Genomic DNA, 13,684 nt, shown 5'->3' with positions numbered 1-13,684 from the left:
AGCCGCGCGTCGGGTTCACCCTGCTCGAACGCGTCCGGCAGCGGCTCCCACGCCGGGGCGAGCGGGGCCGAGGCTTGTTCGGCGTCCCGTCCGATCCGTGAGCGACGGCCGCCGCCGCCCGCGTCGTTAATCCGTTGACAGCCGTCAGCGCCCTTACCTAACGTGTTCAGCGGTTCTGTTGCCGCCGATAGGAGTAGGACGTTGCTCGTCTGAGGTTCTGAGACACCAGGCCACACACCTGAGGTGTGTGCGCTGTGTGCGACCTCGGCGTTCGAGCCGTCCTCCGTTTGTGGAACAGGGCCTCTCTCATGCCCCGGGACTCTCCCCCGTCGGTCGCAGGTGTCTCCATACGCGCTTGCACCTGATCGCTTCGAGCAACCGCGGAGACCCCGTATGCATACCTCCATCACCTGCACCTCGCTCGCCTTCGCCTGGCCCGACGGCACCCCCGTCCTCGACGGCCTCGACGCCTCCTTCGGGCCCGGCCGCACCGGCCTCGTCGGTGTCAACGGGTCAGGAAAATCAACCCTGTTGAAGCTGATCGCCCAAGAGCTCACCCCCGCCGACGGCGCCGTACGCGTCGCGGGCGAGGTCGGCTACCTTCCGCAGAACGTCACCCTCGACACCACGGTGAAGGTCGACGAGGCACTCGGCATCGCCGAGCGGCGGGCGGCGCTGCACGCGATCGAGGCCGGTGACGTGGCCGAGGAGCACTTCGAGACGGTCGGCGACGACTGGGACGTGGAGGAGCGGGCCCTCGCCACCCTCGGCGAACTCGGGCTCGGCCACATCGACCTGGACCGCACCGTCGGCGAGGTGTCGGGCGGCGAGTCGGTCCTGCTGCGGCTCGCCGCCCTGCTGCTGCGCCGACCGGACGTCCTGCTGCTCGACGAACCCACCAACAACCTCGACCTGTACGCCCGTCGGCGGCTGTACGCGGCCGTCGCGTCCTGGCCGGGCGTCATGGTCGTGGTCAGCCACGACCGCGAACTCCTCGACCTGGTCGACCAGATCGCCGACCTGCGCGCCGGGGAGATCACCTGGTACGGGGGCAACTTCTCGGCGTACGAGGACGCGCTCGCCACCGAACAGGAGGCCGCCGAGCGGATGGTGCGGGTCGCGGAGAACGACCTGAAGAAGCAGAAACGTGAACTGGTCGACGCCCAGGTCAAGTTGGCCCGGCGCAAGCGCTACGGCCAGAAGATGACGGACCAGAAGCGCGAGCCGAAGATCGTCATGGGGGCCCGCAAGCGCGCGGCACAGGAGTCCGCGGGCAAGCACCGCATCATGCACGAGGAGCGGCTCGCCGACGCGAAGGAGCGGCTCGACGAGGCGGTGGAGGCCGTCCGGGACGACGACGAGATCCGCGTCGAACTGCCGTACACGGCGGTACCGCCGGGCCGTGACGTCCTCACTCTGCTGGATCTGGAGCTGGCGTACGGGGCGCGGGTGGCCGGTGGCTTCGACGTGCGCGGTCCGGAGCGGATCGCGCTGATCGGGCGCAACGGCGCGGGCAAGACGACGCTGCTGCGGACGATCGCCGGGGAACTGGAGCCGGTCTCGGGCGAGGCGAGGACCCATGTCCCGCTCCGGTTCCTGCCGCAACGGCTGGACGTCCTCGACGGCGAGCTGACCGTCGCCGAGAACGTGGCCCGGTTCGCGCCCGGCGCCACCAACAACCGGATCCGGGCCCGGCTGGCCCGCTTCCTGTTCCGGGGCGCCCGCGCCGACCAGCGGGCGGCGACCCTCTCCGGCGGCGAACGCTTCCGGGCGGCGCTGGCCGCGTTGATGCTGGCGGAGCCCGCGCCGCAGTTACTGATGCTGGACGAGCCGACCAACAACCTGGACATGGCGAGCGTGCGGCAGCTGACGACCGCCCTGGCGTCGTACGAGGGAGCGCTGATCGTGGCCAGTCACGACCTGCCGTTCCTGGAGTCGATCGGCATCACCCGCCGCCTGCTGCTGGAAGACGGAGAGTTGAAAGACGTCACGAAGGAAGCCGACTGGTACCCCTCCTGACAGACGTGCCCCTCCTGACCTGGGACAGTCGCCCGACGGGATCACCCTCACCGAAGCCGCCGCCGGCGGCCGGGTGATCTCCGGCGACCCCTGGAGGGCCACAGCCCGACGCCGAGGGTTTGGCCCGTGCGCGCGGGCGCTGCATGATGGCTGATCGACGCCGCATCACGGGCGCCTCGACAGCCGCCGATACGGAGATCCCCTCGTGCCCAGCAAGAAGGCCCTCGTCCGCCGCCCCAGCCCCCGCCTCGCCGAAGGCCTGGTGACGCACATCGAGCGGGAGAAGGTCGACCTCGGCCTCGCGCTCGAACAGTGGGAGGCGTACGTCGAGGCCCTGGGCGAACACGGCTGGGAGACCATCGAGGTGGACCCGGTGGACGACTGCCCGGACTCGGTGTTCGTCGAGGACACCGTCGTCATGTACCGCAACGTCGCACTGATCACCCGGCCCGGCGCGGCCTCCAGGCGGGACGAGACGATGGGCGTCGAGGAGGCCGTGGCCCGACTCGGCTGCTCGGTGAACTGGATCTGGGAGCCCGGCACCCTGGACGGCGGTGACGTGCTGAAGATCGGCGACACGATCTACGTCGGCCGGGGCGGGCGCACCAACGCGGCCGGTGTCCAGCAGGTGCGGGCCGCTTTCGAGCCGCTCGGGGCGCGGGTCGTCGCGGTGCCGGTGAGCAAGGTGCTGCACCTGAAGTCGTCCGTGACGGCGCTGCCCGACGGAACGGTGATCGGGCACATCCCGAAGGTCGACAAGCCGTCGCTGTTCCCGCGCTTCCTGTCGGTACCGGAGGAGTCCGGGGCGCACGTCGTGCTGCTGGGCTGCGACAAACTGCTGATGGCGGCGAGCGCACCGAAGACGGCGGAGCTGCTCGCCGATCTCGGCCACGAGACCGTCGTGGTCGACATCAGCGAGTTCGAGAAGCTCGAAGGCTGTGTGACATGCCTCTCGGTGCGCATGCGCGAGTTGTACGCCTGAACGGGCGGTTCCGGTACGCCGATCGGCCCTGGACCTGCGAGTGTCGCGGTCGCTTGTCATGCCTGGGTAACCGGGCTGATCAGGGATCTTTACAGCCGCCTTAACCTACGGTCTCGTAACCTACGGATACGTAGCCTACGATTCCGTAGGTAGTACACCGGCACCGCTCGCCGGACGCTTCCGAACTTGTTCCACGTCCCCTGGAGTACCCGTGACGATCACTTCCCCTCATCTCGGCAGCTCGTCCTCCGCCTGGACCGACGCCCGGCTGCTGTACGCGCTGGAGGAAGTCGTCGAGCAGGAGCTCAACCGGCACTTGAAGGTCGCCAAGGACTGGATGCCCCACGAGTACGTGCCGTTCAGCGACGGACGCAACTTCCCCGGCCTCTTCGAGGACGGCCAGGCCTGGGAGAAGGAGCAGTCCAAGGTCACCGAGATCGGCCGCATCGCGCTGGTCGTGAACCTGCTCACCGAGGACAACCTCCCCAGCTACCACCACGAGATCGCCTCGCTCTTCGGCCGTGACGGTGCCTGGGGCACCTGGGTGCACCGCTGGACCGCCGAGGAGGGCCGGCACGGCATCGTGATGCGCGACTACCTGCTCACCTCGCGCGCGGTCGACCCGGACCAGCTGGAGCAGTTCCGCATGGCTCACATGGCCGAGGGCTTCGAGTCGGACAACCGCCACTCGATGCTGCACTCGGTGGCCTACGTCGCCTTCCAGGAGCTGGCCACCCGCGTCTCGCACCGCAACACCGGCCACCAGTCCGGTGACCCGGTCTGCGACCGCATGCTGGCGCGCATCGCGACCGACGAGAACCTGCACATGGTCTTCTACCGGAACCTGCTGAAGGCGGCCTTCGATCTCGCGCCCGACCTGACGATGCAGGCGGTCCGCGACGTGGTCGTGAACTTCCGCATGCCCGGCCACGGCATGCCCGGCTTCGAGCGGGCAGCCGCGCAGATGGCGATCGGCGAGATCTACAACATGCGCATCCACCACGACGACGTGATCCAGCCCGTGCTGCGCTTCCTGAAGGTCCTGGAGATCGACGGGCTCAGCCCGGAGGGCCTCAAGGCGCAGGAGGAACTCGGCCTGTACATGGGCGGTCTGGACGCGGAGGCCTCGAAGTTCGACGAGAAGCTGGCGGCGCGCAAGGCGCGGATGGCGGCCCGCGCGAGCGCCTGACGACCACTGCTCCTGCCCGACGGGGCCCTCACGGCATCGCCGTACGAGGGCCCTTCGTCGTTCCGGGCGGTGGCCCGGGTGCAGGGGCCGGATGGTCGCAGGGGCCGGGTGGTCGCAGGGCCGCGGGGCCGCGGGCGCACGCGACCCGCGTGTCAGGGTCGGGCGCGCCGCAGGTGCAGCCGTTCCTTCTCCGACAGGCCGCCCCACACGCCGAAGCGCTCGTCGTGCACCAGCGCGTACTCCAGGCACGCGGAGCGCATGTCGCACATGCCGCAGATGCGCTTCGCCTCGCGTACCGAGCTGCCCGGCTCGGGGAAGAAGAACTCCGCGCCGGTCTGCGCGCACAGGGCCTGGGTCTGCCAGGCGGAATCGGCCGGGGTGATGGTGTCGATCTGCATGGGCGAGATCGTGCCGGGCGGCGAAAAACATTCCATCAACGGAGGATCAACGCCGCGTCCACGACCTCCGGCCGACCGATGATGACCCGGCCGGGCGCTCCGGCGCACGGCGGCGCGCGGGACGGCGGTACGACAAGCCGGGATCAGCCGGTCACCCAGGGTGCCCGGTCACCTCGGCGCAACCCCGAGCGGTTGTCGGCGGGCGGTGCGAGACTCGGCAGTGCAGGCAACGGGACCCTTCAAAGGAGGGCAGCGATGCTCACCACCCGTTATGTCACCGGCGCTCCCAACTGGCTCGATCTCGGCACCCCCGACATCGACGGCGCCTCCTCCTTCTACGCCGACCTGTTCGGCTGGCGGTTCCGTCCGGGCGGGCCCGAGGCCGGCGGTTACGGCTTCTTCCAGCTCGACGGCAGGACAGCCGCGGGCGGTATGCAGACCACCCCGGAACAGGGCCCGCCCTCCTGGACCGTGTATTTCCAGACACCGGACGCGGACGCCACCGCCAAGGCGGCCGAGCAGGCGCACGGCTCGGTGCTCATGCAGCCGACGGACGTCATGGACCAGGGCCGTGTGGCGATCCTCGCCGACCAGGCAGGGGTCACCTTCGGTATCTGGCAGCCCGCGGCCAACAAGGGCCTGGACGTCGTACGGGATCCTGGCTCGCTGTGCTGGCTGGAGCTGTACACGCGGGATCTGCCCGCGGCGGCCGGCTTCTACCACGCGCTGTTCGGCTGGGAGACCTCGGCCCTCACCTTCGCCGGGGGCACCTACACCACCGTCCACCCGCAGGGGACCGAGCCGGAGGCCATGTTCGGCGGCATGGTCCCACTGGAGGACGACCCGGCCAGGGCGACGTCCGGGACCTGGCTGCCGTACTTCGAGGTCCCGGACGCGGACCGGGCGGTCAGCGCGGCGCAGCACGGGGGCGGCACGGTCCGCCTGCCCGCGACCGACCTGGAGGACGTCGGCCGGATCGCCGAACTCGCCGACCCGTACGGTGCCCGCTTCGCGGTGATCAAGAGCTCGCCGCCCCGGCAGCAGTAGGGACGGGCGGGGGTCACGCGGAGGCGCGGCGGACCAGTGTCGTCGGCAGGACGACACCGGACGGCGCGTCTTCCTGCGGCGGGATGTCGCGGTGGTCGAGGTTCCGCAGCAGTGACCGGGCCATCAACCGGCCCATCTCCTCGATGTCCTGACGGACCGTCGTGAGCGGTGGATCGGTCTGTTCGGCGACGGGCAGCATGTCGTCGAAGCCGATCACGGCCACGTCCTCGGGTACCCGTCGCCCCCGCTCGCGCAGCACCCTGAGGGCCCCGGCGGCGGTGAGGTCGTTGGCGGCGAACACGGCGTCCACGTCGGGGCAGCGGTCGAGGAGTTCCCGCATCGCCCGCTCACCGCCGGCCGGCGTGAAGTCGCCGCTCACGACGAGCCGTGGGTTGGCGTCGGGCAGGACGTCCCGGAACCCGTCGAGCCGGTCCGCCGCCGATGTCTGGTCCAGGGGGCCGGTGATGTGGGCGACGCGGGTGCGGCCGAGGCCGACGAGATGGCGTACGGCCTCGCGGGCGCCGCCGCGGTTGTCGCTGTCGACGTACGGCGCGTCGTCGCCGCTGCCGTCGTCCCAGCCGGGACGGCCGCCGAAGACGGTCGGGACGCCGGCCCGCCGGATCAGTGCGGGCAGCGGGTCGTCGAGGTGCAGCGAGAACACCAGCGCCCCGTCGACATGGCCGCCGGCGAGATAGCGGCCGACCCGGGCGTGGTCGTCACGGCCCTCGGTGAGCAGCAGCACCAGCTGGTTGTCGTGGGCCGTCAACTCCTTGGAGATACCGCGCAGTTGCAGGGCGAAGAAGGGGTCGGCGAAGACCCGGGTCTCCGGTTCGGCGACGACCACGGCGATCGCGTCGTGGCGTCTGGTCACCAGGCTGCGGGCCGCCTGATTGGGTACGTACCCGAGTTCCTCGACCGCCCGCCTCACCCGCTCCACGAGCGGTTCCCGCACCCCGTCACCGCCGTTGACCACACGGGAGGCGGTGGCCCGTGAGACCCCGGCCCGTGCGGCCACGGCCTCCAGCGTGGGACGCGGGGCGGTCTCGGGCACGTGCGGCTCCTCGTCGGCGGGTGCCGCTCAGGATAGTCCTGGCGGCGGCACCGACGTGAGAGCGCTCTCGGCACCACGGACAGCGCCGTCAGCCATGCGGGTGCGGCTCGTACCCCGGAATCGTCCCGTCCTTCTTCTTCACCAGGAACAGCCCCACCATCCCCATGTCGGCGTGACTCTGGACATGGCAGTGGTACATCCACGCGCCCGCTCCGACCCCCTCCCCCGCGATCACCTGGAAGCCGAAGGAGTCGGCGGGTCCCACGATCTTGTTGTCGAGGACCCGGCTGGGGTCGTCGGGCCCGGTGAGCAGGCCCGTGCGGTTGTCCGCCCAGCGATGACCGTGCATGTGGAAGGTGTGGTAGAACTCGCCGTGCGTGATCATCACGAACTCGACCCGCTCACCCACCGTGGCCTCGAAGTTCGGGCCGGCATGCGCCAACTTGTTGTTGATCATCATGTCGTTGAAGACGATCGTGTGCGTCAGGTCCGGCAGCACGTCGCCCTGGCGGCGGACGATCACCGGTCCGTACAGGCCCTTGCGGATACCGCCGGTCCCGTGCTCCGTGCCCACCACGTGGTCGTGGTAGTGCCAGTAGCCCGCGCTACCCTCCCGCCAGGTGCCGTCCGCGCGCCGGCCCGGCGCGTGGGTGCGCCAGGTGTAGGTGCGGGTGCCGCCCGGCTCGACGTGGCTCTTGTTCAGCTTCGTGCCGTCGCTGGTGATCTCGTAGTCCATGCCGTGCACATGCAGGCTCGCCGCCACGTCCAGGGTGTTCTCGAACTCGATGTGCAGCGTGTCGCCCTCGTTGAGTTCGATGAGCGGTCCGGGGACCGTCGCCTTCCCCTTCTCCAGGCCGTAGCCCAGTTGCCCGTCGGCCAGCTTCTCGGCGTACAGCTTCATGTGTCTGACCTCGCCCCCGGCGGGGGCGGTCCGCACCCGTGAGCCGGCGCTCGCCGCCTCGGGCGCGAGGGACAACGATGTCGCAGCGACCGCGCCACCCAGCAGCACTCGCTGGTTGAATCGGCGTCTGTCCATGCGGAACTCCCCACCGTGAGACGGAACTTGCGGAGTAGCACCTGTGATGAACCTGTGACCGTACCGGCCTCGCGGCAGTTTACCCACACTCAGGACAAAGTTTGCGCTTTTCCGGTCATAGGTATTGGCGAGCCGCGAAAAGAGGTCTAGCTTCCTTGGCGCTGTCGCCGTGACCGAGGAGGTGCCCATGCACTTACGAGGGCCGAGTACACAAGGCGCGAGAAACATCAGAAGACGGGCGTGGGTGGCCACCGTGGCCACCGGGGCCGTCGCCGCCGGACTGCTGTCGGGACCGACCGCCATCGCGCGCCCGGACCCGGGGCCGCCCCTGACAACGATGTCCGTGAAGTCACCACCGGGTGGCTCGAACGTACGCGTACTGATCTTCCACGGATCCGCGGCGGCCGGGGACGAGTCCCCCGTCGTGAACGCCGGGATCGAGGCGATCGAGAAGATCGGGCTGACCGGCCCGGAGAACCAGCGCTACAAGGTGGAGGCGACGAGCGACGCCTCGGTCTTCACCGACGAGACGAAACTGGGCCGCTTCAACTCGATCGTGTTCCTGACCGGCGGCGGAGACGTCCTCGACCCGGAGCAGGAGGCGGGTCTGGAGGCCTACATGGAGGCCGGCGGCGGATTCGTCGGCATTCATGACGCGGCCCGCGCGGAGCCGTACTCGGACTGGTTCACCGGACTGGTCGGCGCCCGTCCCGCCACCTCCAGTCCGACGGCCGTGCAGCGGGCGACGGTCGAGGTGGGAGACCGGCAGCACCCGGCCACCAAGGACCTGCCCGTCCAGTGGAAGCGCCCTGACCAGTGGTTCAACTGGACGAAGAACCCCTCGGGCGACGTGCACACCGTGGCCCGGGTGCGCGAGTCCACGTACCAGCCCGGTGCGAGCGCCAACGGCTGGGACCATCCGGTGAGTTGGTGCCGTGACTACGACGGCGGGCGTTCCTTCTACACCGGCATGGGCGGCACGGTGTCGTCGTACGACGAGACGGACTTCCGTGCCCACCTGCGCGGCGCGCTGCTGTGGACCACGCGGCTGTCGCAGGCCGACTGCAAGGCGACGATCAACGGCAATTACCAGGCGGAGCGGCTCACCCAGCCCAACCAGCCCGGTCAGAACGATCAGATCGGCGAGCCGCACGGCCTGGTCACCGCGCCCGACGGCCGGGTGTTCTACATCGGCCGGGGTGGCGCCGACTCCTCCCAGCCCGTCATCACCGACTGGAACAACCCGGACATCGGCAAGGGCAAGGGACAGATCCACATCTACGATCCCAAGACCAAGAAGGTCACCCTGGCGGGCGAGTTGACGGTCTTCGGGAACAAGGGCGGCGGCGACGAACTGGTCAAGGTCGAGGAAGGCCTGCTCGGCATCGAACTCGACCCGCGTTTCGAGCAGAACGGCTGGGTGTACCTGCACTACACACCCCACTCGCGGCTCGACCGCGACAAGCAGACGGCCGAGCGGCGCGTCTCCCGCTTCACCCTCGACCGGGCCACGAACAAGCTGGACCTGAGCAGTGAGAAGGTGCTGCTCACGTGGCCGGTGCAGGTCCACAGCTGCTGCCACTCGGGCGGCGGGATGGCCTGGGACTCCAAGGGCAACCTGTACATCGCCACCGGCGACAACAACTCCAGTGGGTTCAGCGGCGGTTACTCCGGCAACAACCCGCAGCCGAGCTACAAGGGCGTCTCCTTCGCCGACGCGCGCCGCACGGCCGGCAACACCAACAACCTCAACGGCAAGATCCTGCGCATCCACCCGGAGTCCGACGGCACGTACACGCTGCCCGCCGGGAACCTCTTCACCGGCAAGGAGACCGACGAGGGCGGCGGCAAGACGCGCGGCGAGATCTACGCGATGGGGGTGCGCAACCCGGCGCGGATCTTCGTCGACCAGCGGACCGACATCCTGTACGCGGGCTGGGTCGGCCCGGATGCGAGCGCGCCGTCGACGACCTGGGGCCCCGCCAAGTACGACACCTTCGCCGTGATCACCAAGGCGAGCAACCGCGGCTGGCCGTACTGCATGGGCAACAAGCAGCCCTACCGGGACCGCAACCTGCCGAACCCCGACCAGCCGCTCGGCTGGTACGACTGCGACCACCCGAAGAACGAGTCCCCGAACAACGACGGCCTGGTCAACCTGCCGCCGGTCACCGGGAACAACATCTGGTACTCCCCACAGGGCGGCGCACCGGACTACCCGCGCGACGCGAACGGTGTCCCCTCGTACAAGCAGGAGGAGGCCACCTACCGGCTGCCGTGGCTCAAGGGCGGCGGGCAGGCCGCGATGAACGGGCCCGTGTACCGCTACGACCCGTCGAGCGGCAGCGGGACGAAGTGGCCGTCCTACTGGGACGGCAAGTGGTTCGTCGGTGACTTCTACGACGCCGACCAGCCGCGCAACGCCGTGCTCACCGACCCCAAGACGCACGGTGACGGCGGTCTGCCGGTCCACTCGGAGTCCCTGAAGAAGATCGTGCCGATCGGCAACGACGGCATCAAGAACCTCATGGACTGGAAGTTCGGCCCGGACGGCGCCCTGTACGTCCTCGACTACGGCCGTGGTTTCTTCACCTCGGACTCCAAGTCGGCGCTGTGGCGGGTCACCTACAAGGGCGGCGGGCCCACTCCGGCCGCCGACCAGCTGGCGAGGGGGACGCAGTGATACGCCCACGAGGCCGACGAGACCGACGAGACCGACGAAGAATCCTCACGGCCCTGGTGGCCACGCTGCTCATGATGCTCGGGCTGCAGACGCTGCCCGCGGCGGGGCAGACCCGACAGGCCCCGGAGCAGGCCGCCGCACAGGTCCTCACCTGGACCGCCGGCGACGACATCACCCAGTACACCTCGGTGCCGAAGACGGCGGAGGCTGGTCCGGCGACGATCGTCTTCGAGAACAGCAAGGCGACCGGCAACACCACCGGCATGCCGCACACCTTGACCTTCGTGACGTCCGATCCCGAGTTCAACGACGACGTCCAGCTGAACATCCTCGCCAACCCCAACGACGACCAGGGCGGCCGTTACACCGCCGAGGTCACGCTCACGCCGGGCCGCTACTTCTACCACTGCACGATTCCCGGCCACGGGCAGATGCAGGGCATCCTGGTGGTGACCGAGGGCAGTGGCGCGGACACCACGCCGCCCGAGACGGCCGCCCGGGTGACCGGAACGCAGAACGCCAAGGGTGAGTACGTCGGCGCGGCGAGCGTCGCGGTCAGCGCGACGGACGCGGGCGGCTCCGGAGTCGACACCGTCCAGTACGCGGTCGGCGACACCGGCGAGTGGCTGCCGTACACCGCGCCGGTCGTCGTCGACCAGGTCGGCAGCCATCGGATCCGCTACCGGGCGCTGGACAAGGCGGGCAACGTGGCCGCCGAGAAGAGCGTCACGTTCACGGTCGTCGCACCGCCCTCCGACGACCCGACCGCGCCGGAGACCTCGGCGACGGTGAGCGGTGAGCGCAACGCCGACGGGACGTACATCGACATGGCCACGGTCACGGTCAGCGCCTCCGACACCGGATCCGGGGTCAACACCGTCGAGTACGCGGTGGGTTCGGGCGCCTGGCAGCCGTACACCGCCCCCGTGATGGTGCACCAGGTCGGCACGCACACCGTGCGCTACCGGGCCACCGACAAGGCGGGCAACGTGGCCGCCGAGAAGAGCGTCACGTTCACGGTGGTCGCGGCGGCTCCGCAGGACACCACCCCGCCGGTGACGGGCGTGAGCGTCGACGGCACCCGGAACTCCGACGGCGCGTACGTTCGCAGCGCCAGGGTGACCGTGAGCGCCACCGACGGGGGCGGTTCGGGTGTCGACCGGATCGAGTACTCGCTCGACGCCGGCCCGTACCTCGCGTACACCGCGCCCGTGGTGGTCGACCGCGCCGGTGCGCACACCCTCGCGTACCGGGCGAGCGACAAGGCGGGCAACACCTCCGCTGCCCGCACGGTGAGCTTCGCGGTGGCGGCCGGCGGCGGGGTGCCCGCGCCCAACTGCCCGGAGTACGACGAGCGGTTGACGGTGATCGTGGGCACGGTCGACTCGGGTGTGCCCAACCGGGTGACCAACAACCGGTGCCGGATCAACGAGTTGATCGAGGACGAGAAGGAGTGGACGTCCCACGCGCTGTTCCTCAAGCATGTGAGGACGGTGCTGGACAAGCTGCTCAAGGAGGGCGTGCTCGACCAGCGCGAGTACACCGCGATCCAGCGGGCGGCCCGGGAGTCGGGCCTCGGCACTCCCGGCCAGACCGAGGGGTACCGCACCATCATGGACGGCACCGCGGAGTCCTTCGCCAAGTGGCAGCAGGTGGGCGGTGGTTCCTTCGGGCTGAACCCGGACGGCTCGATCACCTCGGGCACCACGCGGGACGGGCTCGGCATGCTGTGGTTCCCCGAGCGCAAGTACGGCGACTTCTCGCTCAAGCTCCAGTGGCGTGACGACGCGCCGGGCACCGGGAACGCCAACTCCGGTGTGTTCGTGCGGTTCCCGTGGGTGCTCGACCACCCGGAGGAGTCGCGGCCGGAGTGGGTCGCCATCAAGTACGGGCACGAGGTGCAGGTGCTCGACCGTCCCGACGGCGACATGTACAAGACGGGGTCGGTGTACGGCTTCGACCGGGTGGGGCTCGCCGGTGCCGGCGTCACCCAGAAGGGCACCTGGAACGACTACGAGATCCGGGTGGTCGACCAGCACTACTCGATCTACCGCAACGGTGTGCTGATCAACGAGTTCGACAACAACGGCGGCCAGGACTTCACCCCGCCCCGCTCGGACGACCCGGGCACGGACGGGCGGCGGTTCGCCTCCGGCTACATCGGACTCCAGGTGCACGGAACCACGGACGTGGTCTCGTACCGGGACATCCGCGTCAAGGGGCTGTAGGTCCCGAGGGGGGTGTCTTCGGCGGGTCCACCGTCTCGGACGCCCCCTTCTTCGCCCTGCTCGGCTGGACCCGCGTGGGCTCTCCTGGCATCTTCGGATACTCCGGCGGGTAGGGCAGGTCGCCCAGCCCGTGGTCGTGCTCGTCGCGGCGGGCGAGGTCGAGCAGGGCCTCCAGGGAGAAACGGTGGTCGTCCATGTCCGCGTGCACGTCGCCGAGTTCGGCGAACCGCGCGGGCATGGACGCGATGTCGAAGTCCCGGGGGTGCGCGGTGCCGACCTCCTCCCAGCGCAGGGGCGCGGACACCGGGGCGTGCGGTCGGGGCCGTACCGAGTACGCGGAGGCGATGGTGCGGTCCCGGGCCGTCTGGTTGTAGTCGACGAAGATGCGGGCGCCCCGCTCCTCCTTCCACCACTTGATGGTCACGTGGTCCGGCATCCTGCGTTCCATCTCCCGTCCGACCGCGATCGCGGCCCGCCGCACCTGGGTGAAGGTCCAGCGTGGCTCGATGGGGACGAAGACGTGCAGGCCGCGACCGCCGGAGGTCTTGGGCCAGCCGCGCAGGCCACCGAACTCGTCGAGGACGGCGCGCAGTTCGTGGGCGGCGCGGACGGCGTCGGCGTAGTCGGTGCCGGGCTGCGGGTCGAGGTCGAGGCGCAGTTCGTCCGGGCGGTCGACGTCGTCGCGCCGCACCGGCCAGGGGTGGAAGGTGAGGGTGCCGAACTGGGCGGCCCACAGCACGGCGGCCTCCTCGGTGGGGCACATCTCGTCGGCGCTGCGGCCGCTGGGGAAGGTGATGTGGGCGGTGGGGATCCAGTCGGGCATGTTCTTGGGCGCGCGCTTCTGGAAGAAAGACTCCCCGGTCACACCGTCCGGGTAGCGCTCCAGGGTGGTGGGGCGGTCGCGCAGGGCGCGCAGGATGCCGGGGCCGACGGCCTGGTAGTAGCGGGCGAGGTCCAGCTTGGTGAAACCGCGCTCGGGAAAGAAGACCTTGTCCGGGCTGGACAGCCGTACGGTCCGGCCGCCCGCCTCCAGTTCCACCGCTGCACCCAT

At 69.8% G+C, this 13,684-nt stretch carries 10 protein-coding genes; 6 read left to right on the top strand and 4 right to left on the bottom strand.

All coding sequences use genetic code 11. The annotated features are described in order from the left end of the window. The first annotated feature begins 393 nt into the window (after positions 1-393). From ABZ027_RS22360 to ABZ027_RS22350, 3 genes are all read left to right on the top strand, one after another. Positions 394-2,019, top strand: a complete 1,626-nt coding sequence (locus ABZ027_RS22360) for an ABC-F family ATP-binding cassette domain-containing protein (protein ID WP_356770954.1) — start codon at positions 394-396, stop codon at positions 2,017-2,019. 205 nt (positions 2,020-2,224) lie between these two features. Next, a complete protein-coding gene (gene ddaH / locus ABZ027_RS22355; protein WP_356770952.1) occupies positions 2,225-3,001 on the top strand; it encodes a dimethylargininase in 777 nt (258 codons plus the stop codon). Positions 3,002-3,212: 211 nt separating this feature from the next. Next, entirely contained in the window at positions 3,213-4,190 is a 978-nt protein-coding gene (locus tag ABZ027_RS22350; protein WP_356770950.1) for an acyl-ACP desaturase, read from the top strand. Between the two features lie 152 nt (positions 4,191-4,342). Here the strand turns inward: ABZ027_RS22350 and ABZ027_RS22345 are convergent, their stop codons facing one another. Next, positions 4,343-4,588, bottom strand: coding sequence for a WhiB family transcriptional regulator (locus tag ABZ027_RS22345; RefSeq protein WP_356770948.1), 246 nt, complete (start codon positions 4,586-4,588; stop codon positions 4,343-4,345). Between the two features lie 255 nt (positions 4,589-4,843). Between ABZ027_RS22345 and ABZ027_RS22340 the strand changes: the two genes are divergently transcribed. Continuing rightward, complete coding sequence (locus ABZ027_RS22340) at positions 4,844-5,635, top strand: VOC family protein (protein WP_356770946.1); 792 nt, start codon at positions 4,844-4,846, stop codon at positions 5,633-5,635. 13 nt (positions 5,636-5,648) lie between these two features. On the opposite strand, the gene ABZ027_RS22335 is transcribed toward ABZ027_RS22340, so the two are convergent. Together ABZ027_RS22335 and ABZ027_RS22330 are read right to left on the bottom strand one after the other, a co-directional pair. Continuing rightward, the gene (locus tag ABZ027_RS22335) at positions 5,649-6,686 is read right to left on the bottom strand and encodes a LacI family DNA-binding transcriptional regulator (protein ID WP_356770944.1); all 1,038 of its coding nucleotides are present in this window, start codon (positions 6,684-6,686) and stop codon (positions 5,649-5,651) included. Positions 6,687-6,774: 88 nt separating this feature from the next. Next, the gene (locus tag ABZ027_RS22330; protein ID WP_356770942.1) at positions 6,775-7,722 is read right to left on the bottom strand and encodes a multicopper oxidase domain-containing protein; all 948 of its coding nucleotides are present in this window, start codon (positions 7,720-7,722) and stop codon (positions 6,775-6,777) included. 253 nt (positions 7,723-7,975) lie between these two features. Between ABZ027_RS22330 and ABZ027_RS22325 the strand changes: the two genes are divergently transcribed. Beyond that, positions 7,976-10,405 carry a ThuA domain-containing protein gene (locus tag ABZ027_RS22325; protein WP_356771054.1) on the top strand — a complete coding sequence of 810 codons (2,430 nt, stop codon included), beginning with the start codon at positions 7,976-7,978 and terminating at the stop codon, positions 10,403-10,405. 71 nt (positions 10,406-10,476) lie between these two features. Further along, positions 10,477-12,633, top strand: a complete 2,157-nt coding sequence (locus ABZ027_RS22320) for a family 16 glycoside hydrolase (RefSeq protein ID WP_356771052.1) — start codon at positions 10,477-10,479, stop codon at positions 12,631-12,633. Here the strand turns inward: ABZ027_RS22320 and ligD are convergent. Further along, a complete protein-coding gene (ligD, locus tag ABZ027_RS22315; RefSeq protein WP_356770940.1) occupies positions 12,620-13,684 on the bottom strand; it encodes a non-homologous end-joining DNA ligase in 1,065 nt (354 codons plus the stop codon). The two genes, ABZ027_RS22320 and ligD, sit on opposite strands and share 14 nt — an antisense overlap.

The organism is Streptomyces sp. NPDC006332 (assembly GCF_040612855.1).
Taxonomy (GTDB): Bacteria; Actinomycetota; Actinomycetes; order Streptomycetales; family Streptomycetaceae; genus Streptomyces.
This window is presented reverse-complemented; position numbering and strand designations above follow the sequence as displayed.

Coding starts and splice junctions, on each gene's coding strand:
- ligD (WP_356770940.1), bottom strand. CDS start 13,684: ATGGGTGCAGCGGTGGAACTGGAGGCGGGCGGCCGGACCGTACGGCTG.
- ABZ027_RS22360 (WP_356770954.1), top strand. CDS start 394: ATGCATACCTCCATCACCTGCACCTCGCTCGCCTTCGCCTGGCCCGAC.
- ABZ027_RS22345 (WP_356770948.1), bottom strand. CDS start 4,588: ATGCAGATCGACACCATCACCCCGGCCGATTCCGCCTGGCAGACCCAG.
- ABZ027_RS22320 (WP_356771052.1), top strand. CDS start 10,477: ATGATGCTCGGGCTGCAGACGCTGCCCGCGGCGGGGCAGACCCGACAG.
- ABZ027_RS22340 (WP_356770946.1), top strand. CDS start 4,844: ATGCTCACCACCCGTTATGTCACCGGCGCTCCCAACTGGCTCGATCTC.
- ABZ027_RS22330 (WP_356770942.1), bottom strand. CDS start 7,722: ATGGACAGACGCCGATTCAACCAGCGAGTGCTGCTGGGTGGCGCGGTC.